The organism is Paenibacillus sp. GM2FR (assembly GCF_002803325.1).
Lineage (GTDB): Bacteria > Bacillota > Bacilli > Paenibacillales > Paenibacillaceae > Paenibacillus_AQ > Paenibacillus_AQ lautus.
In genome coordinates this window covers 675,376-691,625 of the sequence record NZ_MKZM01000010.1, presented here as the reverse complement: position 1 = coordinate 691,625, position 16,250 = coordinate 675,376, and the positions used below count along the sequence as shown (strand labels likewise).

At 52.4% G+C, this 16,250-nt stretch carries 14 protein-coding genes; 3 read left to right on the top strand and 11 right to left on the bottom strand.

Features of this window, described 5'->3' with window-relative positions:
* Positions 1–193: 193 nt before the first annotated feature.
* From PAEVO_RS28110 to PAEVO_RS28080, 8 genes are all read right to left on the bottom strand, one after another.
* Positions 194–2,638, bottom strand: a complete 2,445-nt coding sequence (locus PAEVO_RS28110; protein ID WP_100540779.1) for a glycogen/starch/alpha-glucan phosphorylase — start codon at positions 2,636–2,638, stop codon at positions 194–196.
* A 38-nt stretch (positions 2,639–2,676) separates the two neighbouring features.
* Entirely contained in the window at positions 2,677–3,780 is a 1,104-nt protein-coding gene (gene glgD, locus PAEVO_RS28105; protein WP_100540778.1) for a glucose-1-phosphate adenylyltransferase subunit GlgD, read from the bottom strand.
* Positions 3,781–3,794: 14 nt separating this feature from the next.
* A complete protein-coding gene (locus PAEVO_RS28100) occupies positions 3,795–4,976 on the bottom strand; it encodes a glucose-1-phosphate adenylyltransferase (RefSeq protein ID WP_100540777.1) in 1,182 nt (393 codons plus the stop codon).
* Between the two features lie 442 nt (positions 4,977–5,418).
* Positions 5,419–6,441, bottom strand: coding sequence for an MBL fold metallo-hydrolase (locus PAEVO_RS28095; RefSeq protein ID WP_100540776.1), 1,023 nt, complete (start codon positions 6,439–6,441; stop codon positions 5,419–5,421).
* Positions 6,442–6,573: 132 nt separating this feature from the next.
* On the bottom strand, positions 6,574–6,729 hold the full coding sequence (locus PAEVO_RS34020; protein ID WP_165789769.1) for a hypothetical protein: 156 nt from the start codon (positions 6,727–6,729) through the stop codon (positions 6,574–6,576).
* Positions 6,730–6,787: 58 nt separating this feature from the next.
* Complete coding sequence (locus PAEVO_RS28090; protein ID WP_100540775.1) at positions 6,788–8,512, bottom strand: proline--tRNA ligase; 1,725 nt, start codon at positions 8,510–8,512, stop codon at positions 6,788–6,790.
* Between the two features lie 369 nt (positions 8,513–8,881).
* Positions 8,882–9,187: an ArsR/SmtB family transcription factor gene (locus PAEVO_RS28085; RefSeq protein WP_100540774.1), complete on the bottom strand. Its 306-nt coding sequence runs from the start codon at positions 9,185–9,187 to the stop codon at positions 8,882–8,884.
* Positions 9,168–10,238, bottom strand: a complete 1,071-nt coding sequence (locus tag PAEVO_RS28080; protein ID WP_100540773.1) for a flavin-containing monooxygenase — start codon at positions 10,236–10,238, stop codon at positions 9,168–9,170. The genes PAEVO_RS28085 and PAEVO_RS28080 overlap by 20 nt, the downstream gene beginning before the upstream one ends.
* Positions 10,239–10,471: 233 nt before the next feature.
* On the opposite strand from PAEVO_RS28080, the gene PAEVO_RS28075 reads away from it, so the two are divergent.
* The 3 genes from PAEVO_RS28075 to PAEVO_RS28065 are packed head-to-tail and all read left to right on the top strand — an operon-like array spanning position 10,472 to position 12,802.
* Positions 10,472–10,723: a FeoA family protein gene (locus PAEVO_RS28075; protein WP_100540772.1), complete on the top strand. Its 252-nt coding sequence runs from the start codon at positions 10,472–10,474 to the stop codon at positions 10,721–10,723.
* Positions 10,720–11,466, top strand: coding sequence for a FeoB small GTPase domain-containing protein (locus PAEVO_RS28070; protein WP_100540771.1), 747 nt, complete (start codon positions 10,720–10,722; stop codon positions 11,464–11,466). The genes PAEVO_RS28075 and PAEVO_RS28070 overlap by 4 nt, the downstream gene beginning before the upstream one ends.
* Complete coding sequence (locus tag PAEVO_RS28065) at positions 11,417–12,802, top strand: nucleoside recognition domain-containing protein (RefSeq protein WP_100540770.1); 1,386 nt, start codon at positions 11,417–11,419, stop codon at positions 12,800–12,802. The genes PAEVO_RS28070 and PAEVO_RS28065 overlap by 50 nt, the downstream gene beginning before the upstream one ends.
* Before the next feature lie 204 nt (positions 12,803–13,006).
* On the opposite strand, the gene PAEVO_RS28060 is transcribed toward PAEVO_RS28065, so the two are convergent.
* The 3 genes from PAEVO_RS28060 to PAEVO_RS28050 form a co-directional block, all read right to left on the bottom strand.
* Positions 13,007–13,891 (bottom strand): carbohydrate ABC transporter permease, encoded by an 885-nt coding sequence (locus tag PAEVO_RS28060; RefSeq protein WP_100540769.1) that lies wholly within the window; start codon positions 13,889–13,891, stop codon positions 13,007–13,009.
* Between the two features lie 13 nt (positions 13,892–13,904).
* Positions 13,905–14,786, bottom strand: a complete 882-nt coding sequence (locus tag PAEVO_RS28055) for a carbohydrate ABC transporter permease (RefSeq protein WP_100540768.1) — start codon at positions 14,784–14,786, stop codon at positions 13,905–13,907.
* Between the two features lie 99 nt (positions 14,787–14,885).
* A complete protein-coding gene (locus PAEVO_RS28050; RefSeq protein ID WP_100540767.1) occupies positions 14,886–16,205 on the bottom strand; it encodes an extracellular solute-binding protein in 1,320 nt (439 codons plus the stop codon).
* Positions 16,206–16,250: the final 45 nt, after the last annotated feature.

Genomic DNA, 16,250 nt, shown 5'->3' with positions numbered 1-16,250 from the left:
TTCTATAAATAAGTAGGCTCCTCTCACCTATGAAAAAACGGGCTGTCCATTCACGTAAATCGGTAAATCTATCTAGTCATTTTTGCAAGCATCCATCATATGCTATGATGAAGAACATTCCAATAGAGCACCTATGGAAACCCCGCCAAACCTATGGCGGGGTTCTTTTTTTAGAGTTTGTAATAGAGATAGATTACCTGTTCACACCAACCTTAACAGGAGTAACATTCCAGATGTCGGATGCATAACGGTGAATCGTGTTATCGCTGGAGAAATGTCCAGCGTGCGCCATATTCATAATCGATTTCTCGGTCCAGGCTCCGGTATTCAAATAAGCACGATCGATCTCCGACTGGGTTGCCACATAACTGGAAAAGTCCGCCAATACAAAAAACTCATCGTTATGATCCAGCAGGGACTGGAGAATTTGGCCAAACTCCAACTCGTGACAGCAGAACGGTCCTGAGGATATTAACTGATTCAGCACGCGGGCGATTCTGGGATCCTGCTCATACCGCTCCCTGGATACATAAGCTCCCGTCCTGTAATACTCGAGCACTTCCTCCAGCTTCAAACCGAACAGGAACATATTCTCATTGCCGAGCAGCTCGAACATCTCCACGTTAGCCCCATCCAGCGTGCCGATGGTCAACGCGCCGTTCATCATGAACTTCATGTTTCCCGTACCGGATGCCTCCTTGCCAGCCGTGGAAATCTGCTCGCTCACATCGGCTGCGGGAATAATCTTCTCCGCCAGAGACACCGAGTAATTTTCCAGGAACAGCACCTGGAGTTTGTCATGGACCTGCGGATCCTTATTTACGACTTCGGCAACGACATTAATGAGTTTGATGATGCTTTTTGCCAGATAGTAACCCGGCGCTGCCTTCGCCCCAAAAATGACGGTACGGGGAACGCGATCCGCGCTTGGCTGATCCTTAATCTCGTTATACACGTGCATCACTCGTAAAATATTCAGCAATTGCCGCTTGTAACCGTGCAGCCGCTTCACGTGGACATCGAATATGGAATCGGGATTGATCACGATCCCTTGCTTATTCGCAATGTATTCGGCAAGCCGTTCTTTATTGTTCCGTTTGATCCGCTGAATCCCCTGCTGAAAGGCGGGGTCGGTCTTGAGTGACTGGAGCTGGATCAATTGATGAGGATCCGTGATCCATGAAGTGCCAATACCATCGCTGATGAATTGACTTAAGCCGGGGTTGCTGTGCATCAACCAGCGCCGGTGGGTAATCCCGTTGGTTTTATTGCTGAATCGCTCAGGATACAGCTCATAATGCAGTTTCATAACCTGGGTCTTTAGCAGCTCCGTATGCAGTGCCGCGACGCCATTCACGTGATAACTTCCCACAATCGCCAGATTGGCCATTCGAATCTGGTCACTCTCAATGATGGCGAGCTGAGATATGCGCTCATGGTCGCCTGGATAACGCTCCAGCAGCATCCCGCAAAATCGTTTATTGATCTCTTCGATCATCATATAGATACGCGGCAGCAGCTCCCTGACCATGCCGGCAGGCCATTTTTCCAGTGCTTCGCTAAGCAGGGTATGGTTCGTGTAGGACACGGTCCGGCTTGTGATGTCCCAAGCCTCATCCCAGCCCAGACCCTTCTCGTCAATCAAAATCCGCATGAGCTCCGGAATCACCAGCGTCGGATGCGTATCATTGATATGGATGGCGACATGCTCGGGAATCTCATGATACGTCCGGTCCTGCTTGTCGAACGTTCTGAGAATGCTCTGAACGCCTGCGGAACAGAGGAAGTACTGCTGCTTCAGTCGAAGGAGCTTGCCTTCGTATGCCGAATCATCCGGGTACAAAAATTCCGATATCGATTCGACCGAACGGTTATATTCCAAAAATTTATAATAACTGTTGTGATGATTGGCCGAACGGATTCTGGATATATCCGAAGCGGACTCGGCGCTCCACAGCCGCAGCGTGTTAACTTGACCCTCACCGTACCCGATCACCGGAACGTCGTAGGGTACGGCCAGAACCCGTTCGTAGTCCATCGTGTGAAACACGGTCCGCCCCTCCTGCACATCCACCTCCACGCGGCCCCAGAAGTGCACTTCCACCGCCTTGTCAGCCCGCCGTTCCTCCCAGACGTTGCCCCGCTGGAGCCAGTTGTCCGGCAGCTCGACTTGATGGCCGTCAATAATCTTCTGTTCAAACAATCCGTACTTATACCGGATGCCGCAGCCATGGCCTGCATAGCTAAGCGATGCCAACGAATCGAGAAAACACGCCGCAAGGCGTCCGAGCCCCCCGTTGCCGAGGCCTGCGTCCGGTTCCTGCTCCTCAATCTCTTCCAAATTCCATCCGAGGTCCAGGAGGCCGCTGCGAACCATATCCAGCACACCCAGGTTCAGCAGATTGTTCCCCATCAGCCGGCCAATCAAAAATTCAAGCGAGAAATAATATACCTGCTTCTGCCCGGTATCCCGGTATATCTGGTTGGCTGCCGCCCATTCCCGCCCGACGTATTCCCGGATCATCCCTCCGAGTGTTTTGTATACATCCTCAGCCGTCGCTTCCTCCAGCCCTTTTCCCAACCGACTCACCAACTGCTCCGTAAAGACCTGCTTGAATGTTTCCTTGTTGTTAAACAAAAGAAAGTTCCTCCTGACGGATTCGTATTATTTTGCGATCAAATCGAGATGTCCTTGGCTATGACAAATGGTTTGCGAAAATCCCCTTGAAGTTTATGATCCCGCGAAATGATCACATCTTTATCGAGTATGACGTTCTCCAGCCTCACGTTCTCGCCAATGACGCATTTTTGCATGATGATGGAGTTATGGATGCTTGCGCCTTGTTTTACCTGTACTCCTCGAAACAGAATACTGTTCTTTACTTCCCCGTCAATCTGGCAGCCGTTGGCTACCAGTGCGTTGCTCACATCGGCCGAATTTAAATATTTGGCAGGAACCTCGTACTTGATCTTGGTGTGAACCGCCTGCTTGCGGAACAGGCTGTCGTAAGTCTTCGGGTTCAGCAGATTCATGCTGGTACGGTAATAGCTTTCAAGCGAGTTGATCACCGCATGATACCCAAGGTATTCATATCCCGCAATGTTCAGCTTGTGCCGATTACGCATGATCGCGTCCCGGAAGAAATGGTTGCCCCCATGGGCGATGCAATGATCGGCCATCTCGAGAAACCGCGCTTTCTCCATCACGAACATTTCCATATATACCGCATCATGCTTGTGTTCATAATGAATATCCGTGACCATACCGTCCTCATCGATATCCAGGCGGGTGCAGGAACGGTGCTCTTCCCGTGGTTCATTCACTCTTGTATAAACAAGCGTCACGTCGGCCCCCTGTTCCAGATGGTACTCGTACACTTCATTCAAATCGACCGTGCTGATATGCTGGCTGCCGGAATGCACGATAAACTTCGCAGCTCCCCGCTCAAAAAAATCGAGATTGTTATAAATATGCCGCAGTTCGCCGGCGGACACATCCGCTTCATCATTCCAATCCGGCGGAAGTATGAACAGGCCGCCCCGCTTGCGGTGCATATCCCATGGCCTGCCTTCGCCCAGATGATCCATCAGGGACCGGTATTTCCTGCGAACGAACAGCGCGATATCCTCAATGCCCGCATGCATCATATTGGACATCACGAAGTCGATCAGGCGGTACCTCCCCGCAAATGGGACAGCGGCCCCGCACCGGTAATACGTCAATTCACTCAGCACATCCCGTTCATGCTCCAAATTAATGATACCCATGAGTTCTCTCATCTGCGAATCCCTTCCTAACCTTGATTATTATGGGACGAAGACGACTGAAGCAGCTTCAGGACGTCTTCATCTTGACCGCTTACCAGCACAATCCGGGATGGATCTTCCTCAGGGGGACCGATGACGGTATGATCTTGAATGACCATGTCCTCAGTGACAATCGCCCGGTGTATACGTACATGGCTGCCGATACGGACCTTGGGCATGATGACAGAATCGGTAATGACACTGCCTTCCCCTACCTCCACGCCATAAAAGAGTACCGAATGCTCTACCTCGCCGCACACGGTGCAGCCCTCGTTAATCATGCTGTTCCGGACGACGCCGGTCGGTGAAATATACTCTGCCGGCTGATTGGGGTTCCGGGTGTAGATGCGCCACAGGGGATCGTTTAAATCCAGCTTGGGCTGCTCGCAGAGCAGATCCATGTTAGCTTCCCATAGGCTCTCGATGGTGCCGACGTCCTTCCAGTACCCATCAAAAGGATAAGCGTACAGCGTTTTGCCGTCCGCCAACATACTTGGCAGTATGTCTTTGCCAAAGTCATGGCTCGTATCCGGAAGCTCCGCATTCCGCAGTAAATAGGATCGCAGCAGCTTCCAGCGAAACAGATAAACGCCCATGGATGCCGTCGTGCTCTTCGGGTGCGCAGGCTTCTCCTCGAACTCGAAAATCCGGTAGTTCTCATCCGTATTCACCATGCCGAACCGCTTCGCTTCATCCAGGCTCACCTCGATGACGGAGATGGTGCAATCGGCATCCTTCTCCTTGTGATAAGTCAGCATGCGGTCGTAATCCATTTTATAAATGTGATCTCCCGACAAAATCAAAACGTGCTCGGGATCGTACTGATCAATAAACTTGAGGTTCCGATAAATCGCATCCGCCGTCCCGCGGTACCAGGTCGTCCCGTCCTCGCGTTCATGGGGCGGGAGCACGAATACGCCCCCATTTAACCGGTCCATATCCCAATCGCTTCCTACGCCAATGTAAGAATGCAGAACCAGAGGTTCATACTGGGTTAGCACCCCGACCGTGTCGATTCCCGAATGGGAGCAGTTGCTCAGCGGAAAATCAATAATCCGGTATGTACCCCCAAAATAAACAGCCGGCTTGGCCAGCGTCTTCGTCAGGCCTTTCAGCCGTTTGCCTTGACCTCCTGCGAGCAGCATGGCGACCACATCTTTTTTCTTCATGACAGATTCTCCTTTAGGGGCTTTATGAGATACGAATCCTATAACATGAAAATTGCGGATTGAACCAAGGGAACGCTTCGATACGAATATGGTGGAGTCGATCATGGTGATGAGTGATTAAGAAAAAAGCACTTGAGGGAATGCCTTACTTAAACAGCAAGGTACATCAACTATATGCGGGGAGAGAGAAACTCTGACTCGAATGAGGGAAACGCACCCGACTCAGGTATGAACGCGCCTTTTCTCTATTGAGAAAGCGTGCCGTGGAACCACTTGCCAAGCATTCTGATTGCGGCGGTTATGGGGATAATGAGCTGGCCGATATCAGACAACGGATGCTCCACAATGTAACCCTCTGAATCTATTAAACAAAAAACCGCCCTTTCTACGCATGATGGAAGTCAACGTACAAGCAGACGGTTTTATTCATGTCTAGATTATATCAGGAATGCGGCTGTTTCCGTACAGAAAAATAACACATGCCGTCCTCGTTTTCGATCATCTCGGCTTCCCCGCGGCGGGTCAGCTCGGCGAGATGGGCCAGCGCTTCGCACATGGCGAAGCGCAGCTGGTGGATGCCGAGCTTCTCGCCGAAGAGGGCGGTGCAGACCTCGAAGGCGGTTAGGCGACCGGCAGCGCTCAGCATGCCGGCGATGGAGGCCAGGCGCTCCTCGTGATGGAGGAGGAGCGCATCGATCCGTTCACGGAAATGCGTGAACGGGTGGCGGTGTCCGGGGTACGCCGTCCGGACATGCAGTTCGCGCAGGCGGCGCAGCCCTGCAAGGAAAAGCGCCAGCGGCTCGGCGTCGCTGCCGGGCAGCAGGCTCACGTTGGGCGAAATTTGCGGCAGCACGGCATCGCCGCATAACAGGATGCCGCTCTCCGCATGGAAGAACGACAGATGTCCCGGAGCATGACCGGCCGTTTGCACCGGCACCCATATCCGGTTGCCCATCCGGAACGGCAGGTCCTCGCCGATAAACGATATGTCCGGCTGCGGCGTGACTTGGGGGAAGAAGCCGTTCAGATGCTCCGGCAGCAGGGCAAGCTTGGCTTCCGGCATGCCATGCTGTCGGAAGAACGCCGGGAGCGCGTGATCCATCGTGGAATCCGTTCCCCACATGAGCATCGCTTCCCGATGCGCCCGCTCTGACATCCACACCTTGGCGCCTGACCGCTCCTGAAACCACCCGGCAAGCCCATAGTGGTCCGGATGATGATGGGTCAGCACGATCGAGGCGATGTCGCTGAACCCGAAGCCGAGCTGCTCCATCCCCGCCAGCCATTCCCGCTCCGAGGCAGCCGTACGCGGCCCCGGATCGATGATAGTAATACCGTCATCTCCGCGCAGCACATAGCTGTTCACCCATCTTAAGGGATTGGACAATGTAATCTTCACCTGACTGAGCTGATGTTCTTCTATATGATGAATGTCCGGGCTTGGTCCCTTCTCTTCCTGATTCATCGTAGATGCAACCTCCATCCGCATTATGACTTCAATTCCGACTTCTTCATCATAAGCCTGTATTCGGGATATGTATACAAGGCTGCGCTGATGTTGGTGAGAGGATTGAAATGAGAGTACTACTATGTTTCATTAGAGGACGCTGCACGTACGTATCGTTCCTCCAATCGCTGTTGCCCTCGGATTTTCCTTACTGTATTTATCCATTGTAAAAATCCGAGGGCAAAGGCGACCGCTGCCGCTTTTCCGGAATCGATTCGTCCGCTCCGCTGCTTCGTGCTCGTTCATCATAAAGCGTAGATCGGCTGCATGAACAGCCGCTCCAAACTGAATGGCTCCATAGCATTCACTCCAGCTGCCGGGCTACCTCCTCGCGTGAGCGCTGGATGGCTTCCTCAGCAGACAGGTTGAACTTGATTCCGTCCTCGCCCATCCATTCGACCTCTCCGTTAGCCGCTCCGCGGCCAACGATCAGACGCAGCGGAGCGCCGGCAAGGTCGGCATCCTTGAACTTGACGCCGGCCCGTTCGTCCCGATCATCCAACAACGGCTCCAGACCAGCCTTGTTCAGTTCGCTGTAGATATGTTCAGCCAATTTCATCTGGGCCTCATCCTTAACCGCAACCGGGATAATGTGCACCTTGAACGGAGCGACGGACATCGGCCAGATCAGGCGTTCATTTGAGATGCGCTGCTCGGCGATGGCGGCCATAACGCGGGAGACGCCAATCCCGTAACAGCCCATAATCAACGGTTTCTCCCGCCCGTCGGAATCCAGGTACATGCCGTTCATGGCGTCACTGTATTTCGTACCCAGCTTGAACACATGTCCAAGCTCAATTCCGCGATGAAACTGGAGCGGCGCTCCGCAGCGCGGACAAGGCTCTCCTTCGGTTACATTCCGGAAGTCGCCGGTGTGCTCCAGCGAAAAATCATGTCCTGGGCGAACTCCCTTCAGATGGGTATCTCCCTGGTTGGCACCGGTGATCCCCTCTGCCATAGCTGCTACTTCGTAGTCGACCCATATTTTTAGGGTTAGACCTACCGGTCCCGCAAACCCGACTGGGGCGCCCGTCGCCAGCATCACCTCTTCAGCACTCGCCAATTCAACGAGTTCCGCTTCTAGGTAAGACTTCACCTTGGCCTCGTTCGCTTCGCGGTCTCCGCGGACAAGCACCGTAACCCGTTCTCCGTCTACATGGTAAATCAGCGTCTTGATCAATTCTTGCGGATCGACCTGAAGAAAGTCTGTCAGTTCCTGAATGCTCTTCACATTCGGCGTAAATATCTGCTCTATGGCAGAATGACCGTCAGCCGCCACGAACTTCATATCAGCCTGCTCAGCCGGGACCGCAGACTCCGCACGCTCCAGATTTGCCGCATAACTGCAATCGCTGCACGAAACTACGGTATCCTCGCCGATATCCGCCAGTGCCATAAACTCATGGGTTTCCCCTTGCCCGCCAATGGCACCCGCATCCGCTTCCACCGCCCGGAACGTCAGTCCGCAGCGCTTAAAGATTCGTTCATACGTTTCATACATGTTCCGGTAAGACACATCCAGGCCCTCCCAGTCCCGGTCAAAGGAATACGCATCCTTCATCAGGAATTCACGACCCCGCAGCAGACCGAAACGCGGACGCCGCTCATCCCGGTATTTGCTCTGAATTTGGTACAGGTTGACCGGCAGCTTCCGGTACGAAGAAATCTCTTGGCGAACGATGGACGTCATCACTTCTTCATGGGTAGGTCCAAGCACGAACTCCCGGTTATGGCGGTCATGCAGCCTGATGAGTTCCGAACCGTAAACATCGTACCTGCCCGATTCCTTCCACAGCTCGGCGGGCTGGACAGCCGGCATGAGCATCTCCTGCCCGCCTGCGGCATCCATTTCCTGCCGAATAATGGCTTCGATCTTGCGCAGGACCCTCCATCCCAGCGGCAGATACGAATAGATTCCTGCCGCCGTTTGACGGATATAGCCGCCGCGGAGCATCCATTGATGGCTCAGTGCCTCCGCCTCGGAAGGCACATCCCGCATCGTTGTCATCAATAATTGGCTTTGCCGCATCTTCCTCATACTCCTTCTCATATCCATGAATGAACCTGCCTGAGCGCAAAAAGAGCACATTCGCTCCTAGGGACGAATGTGCTCGTGGTACCACCCTGATTCCATCCTGCCGGACGCAAAAGATGCTCCTTGCAAGATGCTTCATAAGGCGGTAACGGGCCGAACCGGCGCCGCTTGTTCACAGCGGGCAACTACAAGGTAGGAAGGACGCAGCCTAGCGGGTGGAAGCCTTTCAGCCAGGGGCTTCTTTTCTGTCTCACTGAATCTTGCATCCTCATGTCCTTGATGATCGTTATTCACGGGAATTTCATTTTCCAATACATTACAGCCGGACGATCGGAATGTCAAGCATGAATAGGTCAGGCATTTCTAATGTGCGATATGGTCCAGCACCTGCCGCAAGATCCCGATGACATGCTCATCTTCATACGTGTAAAAATATGTATTTCCGTCCCTGCGGTATTTGACCAGTCTTAAACTGCGCAGATAGCCAAGCTGGTGGGATACCGCCGACTGACTCATGCCAAGCACCTCGGCAATATGGCCGACCGGGCATTCTTCCTGCGAGAGCAAATGAAGAATCCGGATCCGCGTCGGATCTGAAATGGCCTTCAGCAGTCGTGACGCTTCCATGGCCTGGTCTTCGTGCAGCAGCTCATGGTGCTCTTTTTCCATAAACTAATCCCCTCTTCTCCATAATGGCTTGAACGATTTCGCGGGCATCCCGTGAAACTCCTGCCAAGAGTGCGGAGCCCCGATGCGTCTGCCAAGGCAAACCTACATAATAGAGCCCTTTCACCGGACTAATTCCGCGTGTATGAATAACAGCCATCTTATGATCCAGCGCTTGATCCACATGAAGCCAATCATAGCTGGGAACAAAGCCGGTCGCCCAGATTATATTCCGAACCTTAAGCTCCGTTCCATCCTCGAATCCCATGCCGGAAGCGCCGGCATCAACGACTCTCTTTTTCAACACCACTTTACCGCACTTGACCGCTTGTTTCAATTCATATCCAAAAATCGGGTCTCCCCGGCGCTTCAGCTTACGTCCCACCCAGGAGGACCCGCTGGCTGATAAAATGCCGAGTTTGTCCAACCACCAGAACATCCCTTTTCCCCCAACCGTCATGGGTAAATACCGCGGCTGCTGACCAAGAGCCAAATACGTTTCCCGATCACCAGACAGTTCAACCGCAATCTGCGCCCCGCTGTTCCCGCCGCCAACGACTAGAACGCCGCCCTCTTGAAGCTGGGAGGGTCTCCTGTAATCGGATGAGTGCAGCTGGACAATATCATCTGGAACCGATGCTGCAAACGTCGGAATTCGCGGCTCCCGGAACGGTCCGGTCGCGATAATCAACGCCTTCGCATGAAATTCCCCCTGATGGGTATCGATGTTAAACATGTCTTCTTCCTTGCGAACGCGCTTCACATCCGTCTCAAACTGAATGGGCAGCTCAAACCGTGCTGCGTAGGATTTCAGATAGGAAGCCACCTCATCTTTATCCGGGAACCCGTCCGGATCCCCCTCTATCCTCATTCCATGCAATGCACTATGAGTCCGCGGCGTAAACAACTTCAGGGAATCATATCTCGTCTTCCATGCATCTCCCGCCTCCGTCCCCCGATCCAACAACAGAAACTTCATTCCTGCCTGCTGCAGCCAATAGCCGGCTGCCAGTCCTGCCTGCCCCGCGCCGATAACGATTACGTCCCATATCATATAGGTATCACTCCAAGTTATATGAATAATTGTTCATATACAGATATAACATGTATCTTGTTCTCTCTTCAAGCATAAAATGGTGATTGATCGTCAAACGCCCGCATGAAAATGGCATAAATATCTAATGAATCCAGTTGACAATACACGCATTCGGTCATACTATAGGCATAAAGTTGCTTCGAGGAAACAATATATGCTCGGCCCAATTTAGTAGGGAGAGGTTAAACTTTATGGATGAGACAAAATATAGGCAGCATTTGCATCAGGCAGCGCTCGGCGAGCGGTTTCTGATTGAACTGGTGGATATCCGCGGAGAGCATAAACGGCGCCTTCTGGACCTTGGATTCGTTCCGGGCTCCGTTATCGAAGTGCTGAAAGCCAGCCCGCTCGGAGACCCCACCTCTTATAGAGTAGCAGGTACCGTCATTGCGTTAAGGAAAGAAGAAAGTCAGTTAATCTGGGGTAAGGTGATGTCATCATGAGAACTTTTACCGTCGCGCTGGCCGGCAACCCGAACACGGGCAAAAGCACGCTTTTTAATGCCCTCACCGGCCTGAAGCAGCACACCGGCAACTGGTCCGGCAAAACGGTCAGTCTCGCAAGCGGCTTTTACGAATACAAAGACGCCCGCTTCCAATTTATTGATCTGCCCGGGACGTACTCTTTGTTCTCCAATTCGGCCGATGAAGAAGTGGCGCGCGATTATATTATTTTTGAGAAACCGGACGTTACCCTTCTGGTTCTGGATTCTACGGCGCTGGAAAGAAGCCTTAACCTTGCGCTTCAAGTGCTGGAAATGACCGACCAGGTCATCGTCTGCCTGAATCTGATGGACGAAGCGAAGAAAAAAGGAATCAAGATTAACGCACGCAAGCTGGCGGATCAGCTCGGTGTCCCCGTTATTCCGATTTCGGCCAGAAACAACGAAGGGCTGGATACCCTGTCCGAGCAGTTGCTTCTGATGTGCACAGGGCAGACTCCGACTATGCCTTACCGGATGAAATATAACGAACAGCTGGAATCACAAATTTCAAGCCTGGAGTCCGAATTAAGAGACATTTTCGGCGACGAATATCCAGCCAGATGGCTGGCCATCCGCTTTCTCGATGGAGACCAAAAGCTGATCGCGACGCTGAAAGACCGGTTAAAGGTTTCGGATAAAGGAGGGATCTCACTTGGAACAGCTAAAGCGCTTGGAAGCTCTAACAGCCGCCATTCCTGCTGAGCAGGTAGAGGATGTTCGGGAGGACATCGTGGGCGAGTTATTCAAAAAATCCCGCGAGCTGTGCAGTGACGCCGTCACCGTGACCAACCGGGAGCTTCTGTACCGTTCCGAGCGTTTGGACCGCATCTTCACCTCTAAGCTGTGGGGATTTCCGATCATGCTGGCCATGCTCGGCGTTATTTTTTACTTAACGATAGCAGGGGCTAACGTGCCTTCTTCCCTGCTGGCAAGTTTCTTTGGCTGGATCGAAGGCTACCTGACGATGGCCTTTCAGGCCATTCATGCTCCCGATTGGCTTCATGGCGTGCTGATACTCGGATTGTTCCGGGGTACCGCCTGGGTCGTCAGTGTGATGCTGCCTCCCATGGCCATCTTCTTTCCGGCGTTTGCCCTGCTCGAGAACTATGGCTATTTGCCGCGGGTAGCCTTTAACCTGGATCGCCTGTTCAAAAAAACGGGTGCGCACGGCAAGCAGTCCCTCACCATGGCGATGGGATTCGGCTGCAATGCGGCGGCCATTATGTCGACCCGGATCATCGAGTCGCCGCGGGAGCGGATGCTCGCCATTCTGACCAACAACTTCGTGCCCTGCAACGGTCGCTGGCCGACCCTGATCCTGCTGGCCTCCTTGTTCATGGCTGCAGGTTTTTCGGGAGGAACCCAGACGCTCGTGACGGCTTCCGTGGTTATGGGCATGGTGCTGATCGGTGTCGTTGTAACGCTCACAGTATCATGGGGATTATCGAAGACTGCCTTGAAAGGCGTTCCCTCCCACTACACGCTGGAGCTGCCGCCATACCGTAAACCGAAAATTCTGAATACGATTCTCCGGTCGACCCTGGATAAAACCATCTATGTACTGCGCAGAGCCATTATCGTAGCGGCGCCTGCAGGCGTACTCACCTGGGTACTTGCCAACATCTATATTGGCGATTCCAGCATTCTGATTCATTTCGTTGAATTCCTTGATCCGTTTGCGCGCGCACTCGGACTCGACGGCTTCATTCTAATGGCCTTTATCATCGGCCTTCCCGCAAATGAAATTGTGCTGCCAATCCTGCTGATGGGATATTTGGCTACAGGCTCCCTGACCGAGGTTACCGATATGTTTGCCCTCAAGCAAATCTTCCTGGACCAAGGCTGGACCTGGCTGACTGCGCTGAACATGATGCTGTTCTCGCTGCTCCACTATCCTTGCGGAACCACGCTCGTCAACATCTGGAAGGAGACTAAAAGCGCGAAGTGGACGTTCCTTTCCTTTGCCATCCCAACAGCAATCGCGATCGGCGTTACCTTCCTGGTCGCTCAGGTGGCCCGGGCATTGGGATGGGTTTAACGACAGGGGCTTGAATCTGTCACATGCAAAATTAAATCTTACATTCTATGAGGCATCCCAAAAGGTTGGTCCAACCTTGGGATGCTTCTTCTTCTGATAGCCGTGCTGCAGATGGAGATGTATAAAGCAAACGAGCCGCTCCAAGAAGTCTCCTTGAAGCGGCTCGATATTTTTTTATCCGGAAATGGATGAGTTCTATGAAACTTAACCTTTCACCGAACCTGCAGCGATGCCTTCCACGATACGATCACTGAGGAATAGGAACATCAGCAGAATTGGCAAAATACTGATCATCAAGGTTGCGCCGATTGCACCCCAATCGGTTGTATATTGTCCGATAAAGTTTTGCACGCCGACGGTAAGCGTCTTGAACATATCCGAGCTGATGAACGTATTCACGAAAATAAACTCGTTCCAGTTGTAGATCATGTTAATGATCGCTGTCGTCGCCAGGACTGAGCCCGTCATCGGCAGCACGATCCGGAAGAAGACCCGGTGAACCGAGCAGCCGTCCATCACCGCCGCTTCTTCCACTTCCTTCGGAAGCGTGTAATAGAACCCGAGCAGAATCATAATCGTAATCGGCATATTGAATGCCACATACGACAATATCAAAGATATTGGATGATCGGTCAAGCCAACCTTGTTGAACATGCTGAACAGCGGGATCAAGGTGGAATGAACCGGAATCATCATGGCGACCATGAACAAGCCAAGGACAAAGGAACTGCCCTTCCATTTCATTCTCGTAATCGCAAAGGTAACGAGACTTCCCAATATGACCGTTAGCGCTGTTGCTGCGACGGTGATCCAAACGCTATTCAGAAAATAGACGCTGATGTTGCCGGCACTCCAAACCTTCTCGTAATTCTCCCAACGCGGATTCATCGGAAGGGACAGCGGAGGAAGATCGAATACTTCCTGATTGTTTTTTAATGAGAACAGCAGCAGCCATACGAGCGGGAACAGCTGGAATACGGCCACGCCGATCAGCACGACATACAGCAGTGTGTAACCCAGTTTGCCTCCCACTCCGTTGCCGGACCGGGCGCGCCCGTCTTGGAGCTGTCCTGTGGCTCCGGATATCATGAAGCATCCCTCCTTATGAATATTGGATCGTTTCTTTTGATGCCGTTAATTTCCGTATGATCCACGTTACGATCAGACAGATCACCAGCAGGAAGAACCCGATCGCGCTGCCGTAACCGAAATCATAAGCGCGGAAAGCCGTATGATACATATAGGACGCCATTACTTCGCTCGCGCCGTTAGGCCCCCCGTCCGTCATGACAAAGATGAGGTCGAAATATTTCAAGGAACCTACCACCGCCAGCACGATCGTAACCTTAATTACTTCCATGATGAGGGGAAGCTTGATCCGGAACGCAATTTGCAGAGAGGTTGCCCCGTCGATCTTGGCGGCTTCCACCAGCGATGCCGGGATGTTCTTCAGAGCTGCATAATAGATCAAGATATAAAAACCGGCATACTGCCACAGAATCGGAATGAACAATGCGAATAATACAAGCGACGGCTCAGCGAGCCATGCTGGCGGGTTCGTGATCCCGATGGATTCCAGAAAGCTGTTTACAATCCCGTTCGTCGGGTGATAAATGCGGAGCCACAGCTGCGCGATCGCAACGGAGGACAGCAGCATGGGTATGAGATAAATTTTACGGAACAGGTTGGCGCCTTTAATCTTGGAGGCCAGCACCATCGCCACGGCCAGATAGATAATCAGGCTTGCAGCCGAGAATACGGCTAATAGCAGGGAGTGCCATGCACTATCCCAGAACTTTCCGTCCTTAAGCAATGCCTGGTAGTTATCGAGTCCGATAAAGCTCATTGCACCGATACCGTTCCATTCGTTCAGTCCGTAATAGGCCGTCAATAGGATTGGAATATAGACGACGGCCATAATCACAAGCAGTGCAGGCAGTACATACAGCGCGATGATTTTTTTGTTGGACATCACTTTATCCAAAGTGTCCGACTCCTTTCTCCATATGGTCTAGAGGAAAGATTTATCCGGCATTGCTGCCGGATAAACCAGGATCCCGTTTCTTTGTTGTCCTAAAGAGTCTTAGTTCCCTTTGGAGATCGCTGCATCATGCTCTTCGGAGAATTTGTCCGGGGTCACGGCTTTGCCGAAGAGCGCCTGGATCATGTTCAGATGTGTCTCGGCGGCATTCGCCTCCATCTGTACATCCGCGAACAGGGTGATACTGCTTGCTTGGTTCATTTCATCAAACAGATCGATGTACAGCTGCGGAAGCTCAAGCGTCGAGGTATCCACCTTCGTTGCCGGGATGACGCCGGCGCCTGTCACGGACTGCTCGCCCCACTTGGTTACGAAATACTCAACGAACTTCTTGGATTCTTCTTTCACCTTGGAGTTCTCTCCGATGAACAAGCCGACACCCGGCCCGCCTACCCAGCTGTTTATATCGCCTTTGCCGCCTTCAACCGTCGGGAATTTGAAGAACCCGACGCTGTCGCGGAATTCCTGCGGAATCTCTTCATTGGTCGTAAAGTTCGGCAGTTCCCAGGTACCCATCATGTACATGGCCGCTTTGCCGTTCAGGAATTCGGATTTCGCTTCCTCGTTGGACAAGCCGTTGAACCCTTTGACAAACGCATTGCCATCCACCAGCGATTGAACCTCGGCAGCTGCCTTTACAAGCGATTCATCCTTGAAGGAACTCGAACCGCTGATTGCGCTGGCCAGCGTTTCTTGTCCGCCGATTCGGTCTGCCAGGTACATATACCAGAGTGACCCGGTCCAGCGATCCTTGTTACCCAGTGCGATCGGAGCAATCCCGTTATCGGACAGCGTTTTCACGACATTCTTGAATTCTTCGTAGGTTTGCGGCACCTCCAGGTTATGCTGTTCGAATATCGCTTTGTTATAGTATACCGGCGCGATATTAAATTCGAGTGGAAGCGCATACGTTTTGCCGTCAATCGCATAAGCTTCGGTCGTGCCGGCTACGAACTTGCCATTAAGCTGACCGCCCAGCAAATCATCTACCGGTGCAAACAGGCTGCCTTCCACGTATGGCTTCAGGAATCCGGCTGCCCAGGTCACCCCTACGTCCGGAAGCTCGTTCGAGGCGGAAAGCACTTTCAATTTATTTTTGTATTGCTCATTATCCAGAACTTCCTGTTTGATCGTCACGTTCGGATTCTCTTTTTGATATTCTTCGATGATCTGATTCACGATTTTGTTCTGTCCTGCAGAAACGCCTGCCGGCCATAAGTGCATGAAGTTCACCGTAACTTTATCGCCTTCGCTGCCGCTGTTGCCTGCATCTCCCGTGCTGCTGTTGCTCGATCCACAACCAGCCGCAACCAGAGCGAGACACAATGTTAGAAGCAGAACCGTCCATTTTTTGTTGAACACGTTTACAACCCCTTTTCTAGTATGTTGTTCGCGTATTGAAACCGC

Coding starts and splice junctions, on each gene's coding strand:
- PAEVO_RS28080 (WP_100540773.1), bottom strand. CDS start 10,238: ATGATATGGGACGTAATCGTTATCGGCGCGGGGCAGGCAGGACTGGCA.
- PAEVO_RS28095 (WP_100540776.1), bottom strand. CDS start 6,441: ATGAATCAGGAAGAGAAGGGACCAAGCCCGGACATTCATCATATAGAA.
- PAEVO_RS28060 (WP_100540769.1), bottom strand. CDS start 13,891: ATGATATCCGGAGCCACAGGACAGCTCCAAGACGGGCGCGCCCGGTCC.
- PAEVO_RS28075 (WP_100540772.1), top strand. CDS start 10,472: ATGGATGAGACAAAATATAGGCAGCATTTGCATCAGGCAGCGCTCGGC.
- PAEVO_RS28100 (WP_100540777.1), bottom strand. CDS start 4,976: ATGAAGAAAAAAGATGTGGTCGCCATGCTGCTCGCAGGAGGTCAAGGC.
- glgD (WP_100540778.1), bottom strand. CDS start 3,780: ATGAGAGAACTCATGGGTATCATTAATTTGGAGCATGAACGGGATGTG.
- PAEVO_RS28085 (WP_100540774.1), bottom strand. CDS start 9,187: ATGGAAAAAGAGCACCATGAGCTGCTGCACGAAGACCAGGCCATGGAA.
- PAEVO_RS28090 (WP_100540775.1), bottom strand. CDS start 8,512: ATGCGGCAAAGCCAATTATTGATGACAACGATGCGGGATGTGCCTTCC.
- PAEVO_RS28070 (WP_100540771.1), top strand. CDS start 10,720: ATGAGAACTTTTACCGTCGCGCTGGCCGGCAACCCGAACACGGGCAAA.
- PAEVO_RS34020 (WP_165789769.1), bottom strand. CDS start 6,729: ATGAACGAGCACGAAGCAGCGGAGCGGACGAATCGATTCCGGAAAAGC.